The organism is Larkinella fluvii (genome assembly GCF_051857545.1).
Lineage (GTDB): Bacteria > Bacteroidota > Bacteroidia > Cytophagales > Spirosomataceae > Larkinella.
Genome location: NZ_JBPZHB010000003.1, coordinates 227,968 through 247,544, shown reverse-complemented (window position 1 = coordinate 247,544; position 19,577 = coordinate 227,968). Strand labels below are relative to the sequence as shown.

The window sequence follows — 19,577 nt, the reverse complement described above, 5'->3', positions numbered from 1 at the left end:
GCTCCAGCGAACCGTAACCACAGTTACCCCATGTAACTTTTTCCGGAAAATGAGGATACAGAATACCGCTTTCTGCTTTGTTTTTCGCGGGCATCCTCTTTAGATTGGGCCGTTGATCCATTTAACCCCTGCAGTTTCGCAGCCTAACCGGCTTTTTACTTCCGGCCCCACAACCCGGAAAACGACCCTATGAAACCTATTTCCAACGACATCATCGCCCGGCTCTGGAATCTCTGCAATGTGTTGAAAGACGATGGCGTGACGTATCACCAATACGTTACCGAATTAACCTACCTGCTGTTTTTCAAGATGGCGAAGGAAACCGGTACAGAAGGGCAGATTCCGAAGGGTCACCGCTGGGACAACCTGATTGCCAAACCAAAACCGGAACGACTTGAAGCCTATAAAATTACCCTGATTCACCTGGGCGCACACGGGGAGCAGATTGTGAAGGAAATCTTCAGCAATGCCAGCTCGGTCATCAAAAAACCAGCGACTCTCTCCGCGCTGGTAGATGGAATCGATAAACTGGCCTGGTACAATGCCGGCCGGGAAGATCTGGGGGACATTTATGAAGGACTGCTGGAAAAGAGTGCGAACGAAAAAAAGTCGGGAGCTGGTCAGTATTTCACCACCCGCTCGCTGATCGACAGCCTGGTGACGGTGATGAAACCCACGCTGGATGATCTGATTCAGGATCCGGCGGCCGGAACGGGCGGTTTCCTGATCGCGGCCAATCATTACATTCGTGAACACCAGAATCCGGAAAACTGGAACAAACACCAGCTTGAAAAATACCGCACCCGAACCTTTTTTGGCATGGAACATGTGCAGGATACGCATCGGCTGGCACTCATGAATCTATTTCTCCACGGTATTGATTTCAACCCCGATGCGGGTGGTGTTCATTACGGCGATACGCTGTCGCCCGACGGGCAGAAGCTACCGGGGGCCACGTTGATTCTCTCCAATCCGCCTTTTGGCAGCAAAAAAGGCGGGGGGTTGCCCGAGCGCACCGACCTCCCCTACCCGACCAGCAACAAGCAGTTCTGTTTTTTACAGCACATTTACCGGGGCCTCAAACCGGGTGGCCGGGCTGCCGTCGTGTTGCCCGACAACGCGCTTTTCGAAGGCAACATCGGAAAACAGATTCGGGCTGATTTGATGGACAAATGCAATCTCCACACCATTTTGCGTCTGCCGACGGGCATTTTCTACGCCCAGGGCGTAAAAACCTGCGTGGTTTTCTTCACAAGAGGCCACACCGATCAGGGTAATACGAAAGAAGTCTGGGTATATGATTTGCGGGCGAACATGCCGCAATACGGAAAACGCACGCTCCTGACCCGGAACCACTTTTCCGAATTTGAAGCCGCCTTTGGCGACGATCCGCTGGGGCGTCCGGAGGCTCTGTCCCGGCGACGGGACGATACCGGCATCACCAACCGCTTCCGCCGGTTTAGCCGCGAGTGGATCGCGCAGCACAACGACAACCTGGATATTTCGTGGCTCAAGGACGAAAGCGAAGAACTGCCGGAGCCGGGCGTGCTGGCGCTGGAGGTGATGGAAGAACTGGAGGGGGCGCTGGAAGAATTGCGGGAAATCATGGAGGAGTTGGGAGAGGAGGTGGAGGTATGAGCGACGTACCACAGGGCTGGATCAGGGTCGATCTGGGCGCAATCAACGAATTTTCGTCGCTGGTGATCAACCCGGCCAGTCAACCCGATGTCATTTTTGAACTCTACAGCGTACCGGCCTTTCCAACCCGTCAGCCCGAGCGGCTGCCCGGCACGGCCATTGGTTCCATTAAACAACTGGTGGAGCCCAACGACATTCTGATCTGCAAGATCAACCCCCGGATTAACCGCGTCTGGAAAGTAAGGCCCAAAGGCGAGTTCCGGCAAATTGCGTCGTCCGAATGGATTGTGGTGCGGTTACCGGTTTTATCGCCTGATTTTTTACGGTATTATTTCAGCACACCCGTTTTCCGCGAACTGATTTGCCGGGGGGTCACGGGCGTTGGGGGGTCGCTCACCCGGGCGCAACCCAAGCGAGTAGCCACCTTGCCGGTTTTGATTGCCCCGCTCCGGGAGCAGCACCGGATTGTACACAAAATCGGGGCTACCCTCGCCCGAATCGAAGCCTGCCGCGACCGTCTGGACCGCGTGCTGGGCCTGCTGAAAAACCTGCGCCAATCGATTCTATCGGCGGCTATTACCGGAAAACTCACAGAGAAATGGCGCGGGAAAGACCTTTCGGACTGGACACTGGAGCGGGCAGACGCGGTTTGCGCGAAAGTTCAAAACGGCGGCACCCCCGCAGAAGGTTTCCTCGACCACCCCAATATTCCGTTTTTAAAGGTTTATAATATTGTCAATCAGTCGATTGACTTCACTTCCAGACCGCAATTCATTTCGACGGCATCGCACGACAAGGCCCTGAAAAGGTCGCAAACCGTGCCGGGGGATGTGCTTATGAACATCGTGGGGCCACCGCTGGGGAAGGTTGCCATCGTGCCCGATACCTATCCCGAATGGAACATCAACCAGGCCCTGACGCTCTTCCGGCCCGGCCCGCGAATCACAAGCGGCTGGCTGTATTACCTGCTTTGCAAAGGTGATAACCTGGCGTCCATCCTGCACGAGACGCGCGGGTCGGCGGGGCAGATCAACATTTCGCTTTCCCAATGCCGCCATTTCAGGTTTCCGGTGCCGCCCGTTGCCGAGCAGCACGAAATTGTCCGCCGGGTAGACGCCCTGTTTGCGTATGCCGATGCCCTGGAAGCCCGCTGCGTGGCGGCCCGGGCAAAAATTGAGCGGTTGCCGGCGGCCACCCTGGATAGCGCCTTTCGCGGACACTTGGTCCCGCAAGATCCGGAAGATGAACCCGCTGGCTTGCTTCTCCAGCGCCTGCAGGCCGACAAAACCGCCCGATCCCAAACGACGCCCTTGGCCAAACGTACCCGAAAACCCAGAATGACCCCACTCTCGCCCGAAACCGTGCTGGAATCCATTCGCTTCCTGCCGGATGGACCGTTCACCTTCGACGAACTGCGCCGTCAGCTCGCCGTTGAATACGATGCCTTGAAAGAAGCGGTTTTTACGCTTCTCTCCGAAAAACAACCGGCACTGAAACAGGTCTTTGACCCCGAAAAACAGGCCATGACCCTGATCCGGATAAAACCATGAAGCTTTTACGCATTCACATCATTTCAGCCGATACGTGTGGCGGACTACTCGATGGGCTCGACATTTCGTTGCGCTCTCAAATGGATGAGCAAACAACTTTCGCTCCCTTGTGTCTGCTGGGTGCCAACGGAACTGGTAAGTCGCAGTTGCTCCAGGTGCTGGCCGAAATGTTTCAGTCGGCCTTTCATGCCGTGGTGTGTCAGGAAGAACGCATTGAAGGAAACCCCGGTTTGCAGTTCGAAGTCGACTACCTGATCCGCCCCCACGGCAGCCCGGCAACGGTTCACGTCCGGATTTCGCGACGGGCGCAAACAAAACGCCGACCGGTGGTGACGATCCGGAAACTAGTGGACGGAGCCTGGATAAACTGCGAACTGACCGCGCCCGAAACGAAGGAATTGCTGCCCAGCAAGGTGGTTGGGTATTCGTCCGGGGATAACGAGACGCTGAGTTTGCCTTTCCTGCTCAGCCGGAGTGGGTATGCGGAAGAGGTACGCGAGAGTGCCATCGACCAAGCCACCCCGTCAACCGGTATTCAGGATACGCGCCTGATGCTGATCGACTACGGAACGCACCTGGAAGTGCTGGTTGCCAATCTGTTGCTGGGCAGTGATGAACAGCGTTCCGCCCTGCTGAAACACGCCCACCTGGACGACCTCCACTCCTTTCGATGCAGCATTCAACTGGCCCACGGAGCGGCTCCCCGCGCACCGGCCCGCGCTGGCAAGCAGTCGAAACGAAAAGGCATTCAGCTCACGGATGAACTCGAAGAATACCTGACCCGACTGCAACGCTGTGCCACCTGCTACCAGTACGATGACAAAACCGAAACCTACACCTTTGATTTTCTGGTCGATACCGAAACCAAAACCGGCTTCCGGTTTTTCTGGAAAACCGCCTTCGACCTGTATTCGGCATTTCACAAGCTCGCCATGCTGAATGATCTCGTGATTCCCAAACACGCCCGCGAACGGTTTAGCAAGGAAACCAAAGCGCGTCGGTTTGCCTCGCGGTTGCCGGAGCCGCAGGATGAAGACAAGGTTTTCCGTTTCGAACGGGTGAACTTCCACGCCCGGAATCATACCGCCATTGTCGATTATGTGTCTCTTTCCGACGGTGAGCATCAACTGGCCCAGCTTCTGGGCACCTTCAGCATGCTTTCGTTTTCGAATGTCCTCTTCTTGCTGGACGAACCCGAATCGCACTTCAATCCGGTCTGGCGAATGAACCTGATGGATCGGCTGCGGGAATTGCCGACGTCGGACGGAAAGCGCAGCGACCACGCGGAAACCATCCGGCAGGACTGCCTCATCACCACCCATTCGCCCTACCTTCCCGCCGATCTCCCCAAAGAAAAGGTCTTCATTTTCAGCCGGGCGCCCCTCACCCGGAAAGTAGAAGTGAGCCGCCCGGATCAGGAAACCTACGGAGCCACGTTCGACGCGATTCTCCGGTCGTGTTTCGGCGTTCACACCAGCCCTTGAGCAATACGCATAAAAACACCCTGTCAGCAAAACCGGCAGGGTGTCTGGTATACACAAATAAACATTAATTCAGGTTATTCATTCAGCAGCACGCGTTTAGCGTAGCCGAACTGGTTCGTTCGCATCTGGACGATTTTCAGGGATGGTGTGGCCAGACCCGAGGGCGCTACCTGCAAAACATACCGCGTTGCGCCCACTTTTTCAACCGACCCCAGGTTGCCAATGCCCCATAGATCCACCACCGCAAACGCGGGGTCCGGCGCATTGGTTTTCACTTCGATCCGGCCCCGTTCCAGCGCCAGTACCTCAAAATAGAAGCCGTCGGCATCGTACGTCAGCCCCAGGATTTTCGATAATGCAAACCGGCCGTCGCGGTCGACCTGCCGCAAGCGGTAGTAGTTGGTTCCTTTTTGCGGAGCCTCATCCGTAAAACCATATGCCTGCATCGTTTCGGAAAAACCCTGGGAAATCACCCGGCCAATGGCTTCAAAGGATTGAGCGTCGGTGCTGCGTTCCACGACAAAATAAGCACTGTTGGATTCGAAGGTGGTTTGCCAGCCCAGCAGCATCTGGTGCTCGACCCGCTTGCCACTGAACGACGCCAGCCGTACCGGCATGGCCGCAGCATCGTCCCAGGTAAAGTCGCCAATGTAAATTTCCTGCGATTCGGGAAGAGCAAAAGCCGGTCCGGCGCAGTACTGAATGGTTACTTCGGTGACCGGACTGCTGAACGTGACCAGATTCTGGGCTAAAGCAACGTCACTGTTCGTTCCCGTGACGGTATTGCCGCTGACTGTATTGGTAGCCGCCGACCCAATACTCGGACTAACCGGTGTTCCCCCGTTGCTACCCGAAACCGTTACAACGTCCTGATAGTCACTATCCCCATCTGCGTAATCAATATCGATCAGATTGAAATTCAGGTTACTGACGGGCTGCGAAAACGTAATTTTCACCGAAACACAATTACCGCTGGCGGGAAAATCAGCCGCAAGCCGCAGGCCCGTCGGACGGCCGTTGGGTTCATTCGCATTGAGCGACGACGTACTGCCGGTCGTCTCAACGCCCACACTGACCGGAGCATTGCCAACCGTTGGGTAGGTGTGATTGAGCGAGCCATCCGGATAGGTATTCCAATCCAAATCCTGCGCCGATCCCCCCAGGCTGAGCAGGATGAAAGAAATCAGAAGTAGAAATTGTATCTTCATCGAGATAGTTGTTTGTAGTTGCAAGCAAGTAATCGTTTTTTATTTTAATACGCAAGTAAACCGTAATATTTTGGCCGGAAATGGATGAGAGACATTACGAAGCAAGAATTTTCGGACTGATAATCAGATCATACCAGTTGAAAAGCTGCTAATTTCGACCAAAATTGGCGCATAATCCCGCCCGTTTGGGGAGTTACTAAAACGATACGCCTGCACAACAACAGAAACAGCCCTGCAACGGGCGACAACCAGCGGGTGCCGACCGTTGCAGGGCTGTTTCTGTTCACTCAAAATCCGGTAAATTGAATGGCCTTGCCGGACTTTTGGCCGGTCGGGAAAACCGCCTTTATTTGAACAGGGGCGCGTGGATTTCCCGCAGCGTTTCAACCGGAATCTTGATAATTTCCCGGTCGTACGTCAGCAGACCATTGACCTCGCCTTCCACATCCGTCGTCTGGGTATACACCGCTGCGGAAACGCCATTTTTCTGGTACATCTCCACCATTTTGGCGTATTTGGTGCGATACGCCTTCAAAACCGCATCTTTATCTTGATACGTCTGATATCCCCAGTTCCGTTTTTTGGGGTCCCACAAATGCCCGGTAATCGGCCAGCCGATGCCTCCGAACTCACCAACGACAATGACGCGGTCTTTTTTGGGCTCCGGAATATTCGGCACTTCTTCATACGTATGAATGTCGAAAAAATCGCCCGCGCCCAGGTCCGACCAGCCGCTGGCGGCATTCACCAACCGACTGGGATCGAGTGCCTTCACCCAATCCGCCAGCCGAACGTTGTCGTACTGCCCCCAGCCTTCGTTGTGTACGACCCAGGTCACAATGCTCGGGTGATTGTGCAGCCGGTTCATCATCCGGCGTAGTTCCAGTTCAAACTGCTCTTTGCCTTTCGACCGGCGCAACGGTTCGACGACCTCCTGACGACCCATGTCCTGTCCGCTCAAAAAACCGGACGGCATATCCTGCCAGACCAGCAAACCCAGCCGGTCGCAGTGGTAATAATACCGGTCGGGTTCCACCTTGATGTGTTTCCGCAGCATATTGAAACCGGATTTTTTCAGAAAATCCAGCTCAAAAATCATGGCTTCGTCCGACGGAGGAGTCAGCAAACTCCCCGGCCACCAGCCCTGATCGAGCGGGCCGTTTTGAAAAACCGGCTTGTTGTTCAGCAACATCATGGGCTGCCCGGCGATCTTGCCCGGCCCCATCGACATTTTCCGCATCGCGAAATAACTCGTCACGGCATCAACGGCATTGCCCGTTACCTCGGCTTTGGCATAAGCCGACCGCTCGGCGTCGTTGTGGCGCGGACGGTGGCGGTTTTCGGTTCCGGGAAAGGGGTCTTTCACCGTCACCAGTTCCGCCTTGAAATTGTAGAGAAACGGACTGTCGGGCGACCAGACCTTGGGGTTTTTGATGGGCAAATAGGCCACCCGTCCCGACCGAACCAGAAGGCTCGCAACGGTTTGGGTTCCGTCCAGCGCCGTCAACCGGATCGCGCTCGTTGGGTTGGTGAGGGGCCGGTTTAGCAGCACTTCCACCCGCAACCGGCTGGAATCCAGGTCCGGGGTGAGCTGAACTTCCTCAATGTAAGCCGGGTTGGGAACCGGTTCGAGCCAGACGGTTTGCCAAATGCCCGACACCGGCGTATACCAGATGCCGTTCGGATTAAAAACCTGCTTGCCGCGCGGTTGTTCGCCGTCGGTGGTGGGGTCCGTCACGCCCAGAACCAGTTGATTCTGACCGGCTTTCAGAAAGTCCGTAATGTCAAATTCAAACGCATCCGAACCGCCGACATGTGATCCAACCAAACCGCCGTTGACCCACAGATTGCATTCGTAATCCACCGCGCCGAAGTGCAGCAACACCCGCTGCCCGTTCCAGTCGGTGGGGATCGTCACATTCCGGCGATACCACAGCCGTTGGTCCGATTTGAGTGATTTCGTTACTTTCGAAAGCGTCGATTCCACGCAGAAGGGCACCAGAATTTGCCCGTCGAAAGTGGCGGGCTGGCCTTCGGTTTTGGGCCGGATGGCGTATTCCCACATTCCGTTCAGGTTCTGCCAGTTGGCCCGCACCAATTGCGGTCGGGGGTAGTCGCGCCAGGCGTTTTCGGGCGTCACCTGCTTTTCCCAGCGACTCAGAATGGCCGCCGTGGCCGGACCGGTGGCGTTGGTTTGCGCCCGAACGGACGGAAGGAGAAGCGTTGCGAAGAATAGACAATACGTGACACGGTCGAACGTGTGTCGAATCAGGTGTTTCATGGGATTCAGGAAGTTGATCTGCAAAGATAGAATACTTTCCGTTGCTCAGACATTCGCCGGACAAGCAATGCCCGCCGGGTCAACGGATGGCGAAGGAATACAGATCAGCATCCCGAACGATGAATTTCAACCGAATTTTCCGATCGCCCAGTTCTTTGACGGTTTTGCCGTTTTTCCAGCTTACCAGGCCATCGATTTGATCGCCGACCAACAATTCCGACTCTTCAAAACCGGCAATGGCCTTGCCATTATCATCCAAAACCGCCACTTTCACGTAACCCACCGACGAAGTTGCGTAATTAGCGACCAGGTTATTTCCCTGAAGAACAAGCGGTTTCGTCACGACGCTTCCTTCTGTATAACCGCCATGCAGGGAAGCAAAACCGTCCGTACGCAGGGTCATGCGCTCCAGAAAAACCGCCTTGGTGCCGTAGGCCCGGGTGACGAAAAATGACATTTCGGCTGGACCGGTTGCAATGACGCCCATCGCCGGAATGTTACTCCGCGCTCCCCAGTTTTTCTGCTCGGAACCCGGCCGGACAAACGACTCCATGAATTTCCGGTTGTAAACTGTTCCGCCCCTGGAAGTCATAAAAACGCCATCGGCAACGCCCTTCCACTGGGTTTTGTCAGTCCCGTTTTCGATCAACTGTGCATCCGAAAGCACTTTTAACTGGGGTGAAAAGCGGAAAGGCATGGAAATCAGAAGCTGGGGTGCTCTGAAATAGGGTTGTGTGGTGTTGGTGTACAGATGTTCCCGTGCGGTGTCGCCGAAGGTCATCATTTCCGGTTTTGACCAATGGATGAAATCGCGGGACGTGGACCGGGCAATGGACCGAATGCCGCCAATGGGATACAGTTCACCCGGTTTTCCACCCGTCCAGGCGCGGAGGTAGATAGCGTAAACTTTTTCCTCAGGCACCCACGTCAGTACATTCTGGGAGTCCAGTGCATAATCATGGAACAAAGCCGCGGTATCCCTGGCGTAGCGTTTCCAGTGAATGCCATCCGGCGAAACATACCGGAACAGCCCGCTGGACGGAATTTTGGTGTTCGACTCTCCGCCAACAGCTTTGTACCGTTCGTCGGCCGGAACACCGGGCCGGTTGTCGTAAAGCACCGCCAGATTATGCGTACTCCGCTGAGGATTGTCGCCCAGCACCACGTTGTTCTCCAGCGTGCCGTTCACCTTGAAAAGCTTCAGTTTCGGTTTCATCCAGTGAATACCGTCCTGACTTTCAGCGTAACACGTAACCTGCTGATCACCTTTGCCTTCATAGCCGGCCAGCCCCCGGTAATATAGCTGAAAGCGGTCACCGGCGTTCACAACGGACACGTACGTACAAAACTGTCCTTCCCAGGGTTCGGTAAATTGCAGCACTTTTCCGGCCGAAACCGGAGTTCCCAGACGCAGTTCCAGGTTGGTGCGTGTGTCGATCAGGTAATCGTCGACAAACAGCTCCCGCTGGTTTCGGAGAATAATGGGTTGGTTTTGGGCAAATCCAACGAAAGACGCACAAAATGAACCGATAAGAATCACGGTTCGAACACTGAAAAAGGTCATGGTAACGGGTCGGGTTAGTGGCAGATGCCTTCGGGCAATCAAAAATCTCCTCAACTGCCCGAAGGTACCAAAAACCGCTATTTTTTCCCTCCGCCCAGGGTCGCCGGATTGCCCGAAGCCATGCCTTCCACCAGCGTTCCCAACCGGTCGCTCAGGGTTTGGATGGCTTTCTTGTAGCGGGATTCCAGATCGGGCAGGTTGGCGGTCGATTTCAGCGACGCTTCGTAGAGCAGGCCCGGCAGCATCCACGACGCATACCCGCTGTTCGGATCTGAAGAAGCATACAATGAGCGATACCACGACCCGAACGCCATGCCTTTGGGGTCGATGAACGACTGTTCCAGTTGGCGCATGGTTTTGTTCAGTTCCGCCAGTTTATCGGTGCGACCCGCCTGTAAATAATTCTGGCGGGCGGTTTCGGCCGCTTCGGCATTCTTTTTCAGATCGACCACCGCTGTCAGCAACGGTTCGATGGAATAGGTCGGCGAATACGCTTTGATGGCTTTTTCGGCGGCTTTCAAATGCGTCGACAGATCGTTGGCGTAGCGCACCAGATCATAGGGCAGCACGTCGGCATTGGCCAGCCGCAGCGTCATGGTTCCCACCACCTGCTCCACCATCGGCCCCATTTTGTAAGTCGGATCGGCAAATTTATCGTAGAAAAACAGGTCGTCGTAGGACGAATGGTAGAGCGTCGGCCCACCCGTTCCGGCGTTCAGCGACGGAATGCCGACGTGCATGTAGGGCGCAATGTGATCTGAACCACCGCCCAGGTTGCCGATGACCGGCTCGTTGACGACCGTAGCCGGTGCCGATGAGGCAATGTCAACGGTGCTGCCACCCCGGCGACCGCCCTGCCCCAGCCAATGCTCATAGACGGTTTTGTTGGAATCAGGATATTGAACAGCCTGCGTGGCTTCAATCAGAATCTTTTTCAGGGACGGCGACGCGCTGGCCCCAAAATTCCGGCCCGACACGGCGGCATCATAATTCATGTAGGCAACGGCTTTCTGCGTCAGTTCATCCCGAAACTGCTCCGCCCATTCCGCCGAGCCGATAACGCCGAACTCTTCGGCATCCCAGTGCGCTATTTTGATCGTTCGCCGGGGCTTTTGACCGGTTTTTGCCAGTTTGCCCAACGATTCGGTCAGACTCAGCAACATCGCCGTACCGCTGTTGGGATCGGTGGCTCCGAACGACCAGGCGTCGTAATGGCACCCGGCAATGATCCATTCGTCGGGAAATTCCGTTCCGACCATCGTCCCGACCACTTCATAAATTCGGGTGATGGCTTTTTCCTGCTTCACCATCAGCCGCACTTTCAGGGCCGAACCGCCTTCCAGCCGATACGTAAACGGCAAACCGCCCTGCCAGCCCGTCGGAACGGCTTTGCTGCCCGTCATGCGTTTCAGAATTTCGGTGGCCGACCCGTACGGAATGGGCGTCACCGGAATGGTGTGCAGGGCAACATCCTTCGGATCGAGCCGTTTGATTTTGGTTTTTCCGTCGATCGGCAACGCGGGTTCGCCGGGCGTCAGTGGGTCACCGGTATACGGAACCGTCAGCAATGATCCGCGCTGAATAACGCTTTCACTGGGTTGTGGTCCTTCCGGAAACGTCAAGCCTTTGGTGTAGCCGTTGTCGGCCGGATCGGTATAAATGATCACCCCGGCAGCTCCGGCGGCCTGGGCAAACAGGGCTTTGTAGCCCCGGAAATTACCGCCATAACGCGCCATGACGATTTTCCCCTGCACCGAAATGCCCATCGCCTTCAGTTGCTCGAAGTCTTCCTTGCGACCGTAGTTGGCGTAAACGATTTCCGCCGTGACGTCACCCGAACCGGAATAGGCGTTCCAGCCCGGCATCAGGCGCGGGTCTTTGGCGTATTTGTCCTCCGCAAAAAGATACTCCCGAATGTTCAGCGGCTGGCGAATGGGTTCTACCAGTTCGACGGCAATTTCGCCCGGACCTTTGGGTAAATAAATGTCGTGCGGGTAAATATCGACCTGCCAGCCCGCTTTCCGCATGGTTTCGGCAATGTAATCCCGAACCTTCTCATTTTCAGGCGTTCCGGCCACGTGGGGCACACTGCTCAGCATTTCGAGGTGCTTTTTAAAAGCTGCCGACGACTGGTGTTTCTTGAATTCGGCTTCCGCTTTTTCCTCAGTGGCCTGACGAGCGGGGGTAAAACCGGTAAATTTTTGGGCCTGTGCCGCGGTCAGGCTCAACGCCAGCCAAAGCACTGAGTAAACGGAGTTGTGTTTCATAGATGAGCAGGTTGTTCAGGTTAACAGGCCTAAAAGTTACAGAATAGTTGGCAAAAATCGTTTTTGGCCGAATATTTTCCGGTTTTTATTATACAATAACTACTTTAGTGAATTGAAACCACCGATGAAACCGCCCATGAAACCACCGTTTACCCGTTCCTTCCTTTCCTTCCTGCTTTTTGTCGGCCCACTGGTGGCATTCGCTCAACCGAATCCGGCGAGCGGATTATACCGGCAAACGAGCGATGTTCATCATCTGCTGACGAACTATGAAGCCGATCGGGGCAGTCTCAGCCGGTTTTACACCCTTGAAAATTCGCCCGAACGGCGGGAGCGTTTCAAGACGTTTCATACCGATTACCTCCGGCAATTGCAGCAACTGGATTTTGACCGGATGAGCACCGACAGCCGGGTGGATTACCTGCTGTTTCAACGAAACCTGAAGAAAGCGCTTCAGGAATTAGCGGACGAAGAACGGGAGATTAACCAGACCAAAGACTGGTTTCCGTTTGCCGACAAAATCTACACGCTGGAAAAACTCCGTCGGCGGGGAATGCCGCTGGTGGCCGAGCAGGTGGCTGCGGACCTGAACGCCATTGGAAAACAGATCATCACGGTTCGGAAGGTGGTTGAGAAAACCGAGAAGATTGAACCGGCGCAGGCCCGACGCGCCGAAGGAACCGCCAAAGGCTTGCAGGCTGCCCTAAAAAGCGTCTTTACGTTCTACAACGCCTACGACCCGCAATTTAGCTGGTGGGTGCCCGAACCGTATCGAAAAACCGACAGCTTGCTGACGACGTATACGGCTTTGCTGACCAAAAAAGTCAGGGAGGCCGCGCCGACCAAAGACGACGGCAGCGGTATTTCAGGCATTGCAGTGGGCCGTGAAGAATTGCTACGGCAGCTTCAGTTTGAACTCATTCCGTATTCGCCGGAAGAACTGGTCGACATTGCCAACCGCGAATTTGCGTGGTGCGACCGGGAGTTGCTGAAAGCTTCGCAGGAAATGGGATTTGGTACAGACTGGAAAGCCGCTCAGGAAAAAGTCAAAAATACCGCCGTTCCGGCCGGTAAACAGCCCGAACTGATCTTACGACTGTACGATGAGTCGATTGCGTTCCTGAAAAAAAATGATCTGGTGACCATTCCGCCCATCGCCGAAGAAACCTGGCGAATGAACATGATGGCAGCCGCCCGGCAGAAGGTGTCACCGTTCTTTCTGGGGGGCGAATCCATCCTGATTTCGTATCCAACGAACACCATGGAACACGAGGATAAGCTGATGAGTATGCGGGGCAACAATCCGCACTTTTCGCGCTCGACGGTTCACCACGAACTGATTGCCGGACACCATCTCCAGGGGTTTATGAACAACCGCTATAAGACCTACCGCAATTTCGACACACCCTTCTGGACGGAGGGCTGGGCCTTGTACTGGGAAATGATTCTGTGGGACATGCAGTTTCCGCAGTCGCCCGAAGACCAGATCGGGATGCTGTTCTGGCGGATGCACCGCTGCGCCCGCATCATTTTTTCGCTCAATTACCACCTCGGCAAATGGTCCCCGCAGCAGTGCATTGACTTTCTGGTGGACCGGGTTGGCCACGAGCGGGCTAATGCCGAGGGCGAAGTGCGCCGGTCGTTCGTGGGCGGTTATCCCCCGCTCTACCAACTGGCTTACATGACGGGCGGTTTTCAGTTTTACGGCCTGAAAAAGGAATTTGTGGACAGTAAAAAGATGACCTACAAGCAATTCCACGACGCCATTTTGCAGCTCAACGCCATGCCGGTCGAAATGATCCGGGCCATTCTGACCAATCAGAAACTGAGCAAAGATTTCAAGACCTCCTGGCGGTTTTATGAGAAAGACGGGAAGTAAACGGTTTTGTGGTTCAGACAGACAGTCTTACGGTTTTTTCGGAACAATCAGGAAAGGGTAGCTAAATGATCCGATGGTGGTTTCGGGGAACCCGGTTTCGGCAACGGACGACCGGGCCATCACCTGAGCCCGACCAAACAGGAGTTCCAGCACATTGTTGACGCCCCGCATGCTCAAATTGCCTCGTTCGCGCATTTTAATCACATTACGCAAGTCAAATTTTTCGAGGGATGCCAGCACTTTGAACGTTTCGCTTCCGTAGGGCGCAGAAATTGCCACACGGCTCGGAATGATCAGGCTTTGCTTCGGCTCGAGTCGGTATTGGTCGGGCGTATCGGGTGTGTTCGGTCGGGGAAAAATAACCGACACGATGCCGTCGGGTTGAATGTCGATCACGGAATAATAAACCGGTAAATCACCGGCATTGAACATCCGCACCGAGATCCAACCCGGCGGCAACGCCAGCAACCCATTCTGAAGAAACGGCTCCCGGCTGGTGGTATCGTTGGCGTCGCGGCTTTGGGGTTTGTTGGGAAGGATTTCCATCCGAACGTCGATACCGGGATATGACGGATTGAAATTTTGCAGAAATTTGGCCTGTACATAATCCTGAATCCGGAGACTCACCCTCTCTGCTCCGCCCGGTTCGTTCAGCCTTATTAAGTCGCCAAATTGCGTTCCGTCAGACATTCGCTGCACGGCCACCCGCGAAAATCCCGCGGAATCGCGCTGGCAGAGTTGCAAGTCGGGCGTCGTCCGGTCAAATTTCACCAGCGGCAGTTTAGCCAATGAAGCCTGCATCTGTTGCCGCAAGGCGGGTCGCTGCAGGCTGTCGAGACTAACCCGAACCGTTAGATCGCCGAAAGTCCGTTCCTGCAGAAACACCCAGTATTCACTCTCCAGACCCGGAGGAAGCGGTTTGGCCAGGTTGATGGTCGTCGAAAACAGCGTACCGGTCGTTACGGTGCCCGAAACCGCCTTCGTTGCCATCGCGGGATTTTGGGTTCCGGCGGGGCAAACGCGGACGGTTGTTCCGGGATAAATCATTTCCAACCGCCCCGCCGGAATGGTCAACTGGCGCCGGTTTTCAGTCACTTCGCTCAGGGTGTAATAGGGTTGCTGCTCCACCACCTGCCCCCCAAACAGTTGCCGGTCCACATCCCCTTCCACTTCGGGGTGCTGACTCTTGCCCATGCGCAGCAACTCCGTAACAATCCGGTTGAATAATAACCGGTAGGTCTCCCCCGGCCGAAGGTTCGTCATCGACCGGGTGAAAGCGTAGGAGAGTGATCCGGCGGGCATTTTGGTCGCTGTAATGCATTCCTGATTGACTTCATTGGCCCGGGCCGCCGAGATCACGACGTAGGGTGCCATACCAGTCGGGCTGGCGGGGCGGTTGTAAGTCGCAGCCAAAAATGGACGCGGTTTTTGCACAACCGGCGGGGCGGTTTTGGTTTTATGATTTGCCAGATACATCGGCTTTTTGTTGCCTCGCAAGAGGAACGGGCCATCGTTTCCGCGCGTAATGGTGCCGGAATGACAGGCATCGGCAATCAGCAGGACGTCGCCATCGGCCCCCAGTTTGGTACGAAGGCGGTTGATGGATTCGCCCAGATCTTCATCGCGCAGGTGCTGGCTTCCGTCGTACGCTGCAAATTGACCGGTCGTATCGCTCGGTGCGCCGTAACACACAATGGCTTCGTCGAGGGCATCCAGTTCATCGCTGTCATTATCATTAATCTGCTGGCCGTGGCTGGAGAAATGAATGACCGCAATATCCCCTTTCTGGCTATGGGCAATCAGGGTGTCTACGGCCGCCAGAATACCTTTCCGGGTCGCTTGGGCGTCGCGCAGCACAACGATGTCCGTAAAATTTTGCCGTTTCAGCGCGCCCTGAATCAGCAACACATCGTTGGCCGAATTGATATCCGGCCAGTCGGTGTTGCCCCGGTTTTTGTTGGTTTCGTTCGGGTAGTCGCCAATGGCAACAATGAGGGCGCGTTTGGTCTGGGCCAGCGCGGGCGTTGTAGCCAGCACCAACGCAGCTAAAACCGCCAGAACCGAATACGGGATAAATTGACGAAGATCCATAGAAAAAAGACTTAGGTTGAAAGAACGTATTCAGTAGGTTATCCCGAAAACCGGGCAAAAAGTAACAGGTGCGAACGGCCGAAATGGGTTAAGAGTAGCGGTTTTATTTCTTTTCCGGGCAATAGGTTCGCATCAAGTTCATAAACCCGGTGTCCGGTTTGATGGGATCAAAATCGGGATTGGTCAGAATGACGCTGGCATCGGTGCCGAAGCCTTGTTTAAAGGCTTTCTCCAAGTGGGGTAACGCTTCTTTTGTATTGCCTTGCCGGGCAAACCAGCGGGCGTAGAAATAGGGCGCTTCCCACAGGTTGACCGTGGCTATTTTTTCGAGCCGCTGCCCCCACTGCCAGGCTTCGGCATACCGGTTTTGGCGCAAGAGGGCAACGGCTAAGGTCTGCGTAGCCCGCACGTTGACGGAGTCCAGGCGCAACGCGGCTCTGGCTTCGGTTTCACCTGCGACGGCATCACCCGATCGGACCAAAGCCACCATTAACTGTAAACGATAACTGATATCCTTGGGCTTTAATCGAATGGCTTCCCGGAAAGAGGAGATGGCTTTGGCGGGTTGATTTAAATCGATGTAGGCCAATCCAATCTGGGACAAATAATAATCGTTGAACTTGCTTTCAGGTTGTTCAGTTATCGCTTTCCTATTCCAAAGAATGGATTGTAGATGCTGTTTCCGGACAAATAAAACTTTTCCTAACATGCCATAAGTTGTCGCTAGCCGGGCCCTTACGACAGAATCGCGACGGGCGGCTACGGGATAAGCAATTGTGTCGACAGCGATTACGCGACTGGCCATCTCAAAAACCAGGTCTGGTTTGCTCAGATTGTAGCCATCATAGAAGTATAATTTAGCGGCCATAAAGGCGTAATCAACGTTCATGCTGTCCAAATCGGAAGCCCGTTGGTAAGCTTCTGCGGCCGGTTTATATTGCTTGGTAAGCCTGGAGATTTCATCAATCATTTTCAGCGTTTTCGTATTTTTAGGATTCAGCCGAAAAGCTTCAGAAAAAGCGGGAAGTGCTTCTGCATATTTTTTCTGCCGATAATAGAGATACCCGGCGACTGTCCATGCATCCTCATCGGCAGGCGTAAATTTTTGAAGGCGTTGGCAGAGCGATAGTATTTCGTCCAGGTTTTTCTGTTGAAACGCTAAACTCCTCATCAATCCAGCCAAAGTTCTTGGAATATTAGGTTTCAGCGTATCAGCTATACGGTAATATCGTTCAGCTTCTGCATAGTTTTTGCGGGCTTCATAGAGCATGCCATAATATGGATAAATATTTGCTTTTTTATATTTCATCGAATCAGCACGAGTCAAACTAATCCAAGCCTGTATAGTGTCTCCCAACATGAAGCTAATTGCCCCCAAAAGGAAGTGTGGCTCAACAAGGGATGGGTTAACCCTAACTGCTCGCTGAGCAAATGGTAAAGCAGCCCGGTAGTTTTGGCGTTCAACCTCAACCCCACACCGCACTACCAGTCCAAAGAAATTTCCAGGATTGAAACGCAGACTTTCTTCGGCACTCTCATTCGCCTGACGCAAATCGGCAGGTTGCTTTGTTATTCGATACCGTTCGTGGTACGCAAAACCCCGAAAAGAATGAGCCAACCCAAAAGCTGGGTATAAATGAATGAACTTTTCAATTGCCGTTATGCTTTCATTTAGTTTTTTCTGATTAAAAAAAACTGTAAAAAGGTAAAAATACACTTCCGCATCGGTCGAATCAGTCTTGAGCAAGTTTCGTAATAAATTGATAGCTTTATCATGTTGGCCAGTACTTTGGAGGAGATCTGCCAAGCCCAGCATTATTTCTCGCTTGGCCTTCCCACTACTTTGTCGTTGATATTCGGCCAAAGCTTTTTTTCGATAAATCTCTACCTGTTTTTCGTTACCTAACAGGTGGAAGATTTCGGCCAAACGGGCTTGTATTTCTAAGTCATTGGGGTCTATTTGACGGGAGTGTTCAAAGTAAGTCTGGGCTTTTTGTAGTTGATTCCGAAATTGATATTGTTGGCCAAGTAACCTCCATACTGTAGTACTATTGGGTACTAACTCAAGGCATTTTTCGAGGTAAAACATCATTGAATCTAACTGACCCAATATCAGATTGGCCGAACTCATTTCCCAGTAAGTATAAGGCATATTTGGCTCCAGCCGGATCGACTCACGCAATCGAGCCATTGCTATGTGGCTCAGACTATCGTTAAATTCGAAACGTTCCCGTTTGGTCGTTAGTAGCCGTTTTCCTTCCAAAAACAGTCTTCGGGCGGTGAGGTTCTGAATCAAGTTGTGCCCCTTCCCCAGCAGTACAATGGATGTATCCATTTCAGTGATGGCGGAGTCAAGTTGTGCGATTGGTATTGAAGTTTTAAATTCCTCCTTAATCTTCTGCAACAGCGGTCGTAGCAACCCTTCCGTGCGGACTTGCAGTGCCGCCACCAGGTTTCGCGTCATCAGACCCCGCAATTTAGCATTGTTGCGGGCGGGCAGTTGCCGCAGGTAATCCCGTGCCGACTGCCCGGCGGGGTGCAGCAGATGCCGGGCAGTGAGGGCCTGCTCAAACTGCTTATAGACCCGCTGTGTGGTCGAGTCGAGTCCCCGGAGCAGGTCGGCTTCAAAGCCCTTGGTTTGCGTGGCCGTCAGCAGGGAATAGTCGCGGGTTTTACGCTGTTGATAAACCCGAAGCGAGTCAGAATTGACGGTTCCGATGGACATATCGCCCTCGCCACCCAGCAGTTCCGGATGCTGGACGTGGGGTCGGGCGGTTTTGGGCACGGTGGTTTTCAGGTATACCTCCAGTTCCGATTTGGTGACGATACGATCCTTGTCGCTGTCGGCCATGCCCATCAGGCCATCGACCAGGCAGTAGGAAAACAGCCCCCGGCCATTGCCGAATTCAACCCCTTCGATGGCCAGTTCACCCGGCTCACAGGACAGGATTTTGACCTGCCCCGCCCACTCCTTGCCCAGACCCAGCATCGTCCGGCTTTGGCCCACACTTCCGCCCATCAGCGCAAACGCCCCCGACCGGCAGGCATCGGCCACAAACACCACCTCGGCCCCGGCTGCGGTTAGTTCGTCGAGCCAGCGTTTCATCTCCCGCAGATAACACTTGTCAAACGTTGCATTATAGTCCTGGCGAGAAGCTCCGTAGAGCATCAGCATGGCGTTTTCGGCACTGTCGGTTCGGGTTTCGATGTCACCGTGTCCGGCAAAATAGACATACACCCGATCACCGGTTTTCACCTTTTTTTTGACCGTTGTCAGGGCGTCGGTCAGGTTGATCAACGTAGCCTGCCGGTTGGTCAGCGTCTCGACCTGCGACGCGGGTACGCCCGCCGACCGGACGAGGTAATCGGCAAAAACGAGCGCATCCCGGTCCGCAAACCGCAGCGACGGCAGGAACTGGTAGGTCGAAATTCCCACCACCACGCCGTAGGCCGTCGTGCCGACGCCAGATGCTGTCTGAGTCGTCTCGGCCTTGCCGCCCCGGTTGGTGGCTGGCGGTTGGGCGAAGACGGTAGTAATCAAGAGCCAAAAAATGAAGGATTGAAGGAGCAGAGGAAGTCGGGTGAGCATAGCGCAGATGCTGGTCTTTTTTGATT

Annotated in this window: 10 protein-coding genes; 4 read left to right on the top strand and 6 right to left on the bottom strand. The window is 54.3% G+C overall.

The genetic code is table 11. The annotated features are described in order from the left end of the window. Window positions 1-189: 189 nt before the first annotated feature. The 3 genes from ACS5NO_RS08455 to ACS5NO_RS08445 are packed head-to-tail and all read left to right on the top strand — an operon-like array spanning window position 190 to window position 4,672. Window positions 190-1,638, top strand: coding sequence for a class I SAM-dependent DNA methyltransferase (locus tag ACS5NO_RS08455; RefSeq protein WP_439414732.1), 1,449 nt, complete (start codon window positions 190-192; stop codon window positions 1,636-1,638). After that, window positions 1,635-3,188 carry a restriction endonuclease subunit S gene (locus ACS5NO_RS08450; protein WP_439414731.1) on the top strand — a complete coding sequence of 518 codons (1,554 nt, stop codon included), beginning with the start codon at window positions 1,635-1,637 and terminating at the stop codon, window positions 3,186-3,188. Before ACS5NO_RS08455 ends, ACS5NO_RS08450 begins: the two co-directional genes overlap by 4 nt. Beyond that, on the top strand, window positions 3,185-4,672 hold the full coding sequence (locus ACS5NO_RS08445; protein ID WP_439414730.1) for a restriction system-associated AAA family ATPase: 1,488 nt from the start codon (window positions 3,185-3,187) through the stop codon (window positions 4,670-4,672). The genes ACS5NO_RS08450 and ACS5NO_RS08445 overlap by 4 nt, the downstream gene beginning before the upstream one ends. 74 nt (window positions 4,673-4,746) lie before the next feature. On the opposite strand, the gene ACS5NO_RS08440 is transcribed toward ACS5NO_RS08445, so the two are convergent. From ACS5NO_RS08440 to ACS5NO_RS08425, 4 genes are all read right to left on the bottom strand, one after another. Then, window positions 4,747-5,880 carry a hypothetical protein gene (locus ACS5NO_RS08440; RefSeq protein WP_439414729.1) on the bottom strand — a complete coding sequence of 378 codons (1,134 nt, stop codon included), beginning with the start codon at window positions 5,878-5,880 and terminating at the stop codon, window positions 4,747-4,749. Window positions 5,881-6,226: 346 nt separating this feature from the next. Continuing rightward, complete coding sequence (locus ACS5NO_RS08435) at window positions 6,227-8,161, bottom strand: glycoside hydrolase family 2 protein (protein ID WP_439414728.1); 1,935 nt, start codon at window positions 8,159-8,161, stop codon at window positions 6,227-6,229. Between the two features lie 79 nt (window positions 8,162-8,240). Further along, window positions 8,241-9,725, bottom strand: a complete 1,485-nt coding sequence (locus ACS5NO_RS08430; RefSeq protein ID WP_439414727.1) for a glycoside hydrolase family 32 protein — start codon at window positions 9,723-9,725, stop codon at window positions 8,241-8,243. Between the two features lie 77 nt (window positions 9,726-9,802). Continuing rightward, window positions 9,803-11,992: a M28 family peptidase gene (locus tag ACS5NO_RS08425; RefSeq protein ID WP_439414726.1), complete on the bottom strand. Its 2,190-nt coding sequence runs from the start codon at window positions 11,990-11,992 to the stop codon at window positions 9,803-9,805. A gap of 136 nt (window positions 11,993-12,128) precedes the next feature. Here ACS5NO_RS08425 and ACS5NO_RS08420 point away from each other — a divergent pair, with 136 nt between their 5' ends. Continuing rightward, on the top strand, window positions 12,129-13,871 hold the full coding sequence (locus ACS5NO_RS08420; RefSeq protein WP_439414725.1) for a DUF885 family protein: 1,743 nt from the start codon (window positions 12,129-12,131) through the stop codon (window positions 13,869-13,871). Window positions 13,872-13,898: 27 nt separating this feature from the next. On the opposite strand, the gene ACS5NO_RS08415 is transcribed toward ACS5NO_RS08420, so the two are convergent. Next, entirely contained in the window at window positions 13,899-15,962 is a 2,064-nt protein-coding gene (locus ACS5NO_RS08415) for a caspase family protein (protein WP_439414724.1), read from the bottom strand. A gap of 103 nt (window positions 15,963-16,065) precedes the next feature. After that, the gene (locus ACS5NO_RS08410) at window positions 16,066-19,551 is read right to left on the bottom strand and encodes a tetratricopeptide repeat protein (RefSeq protein ID WP_439414723.1); all 3,486 of its coding nucleotides are present in this window, start codon (window positions 19,549-19,551) and stop codon (window positions 16,066-16,068) included. Window positions 19,552-19,577: the final 26 nt, after the last annotated feature.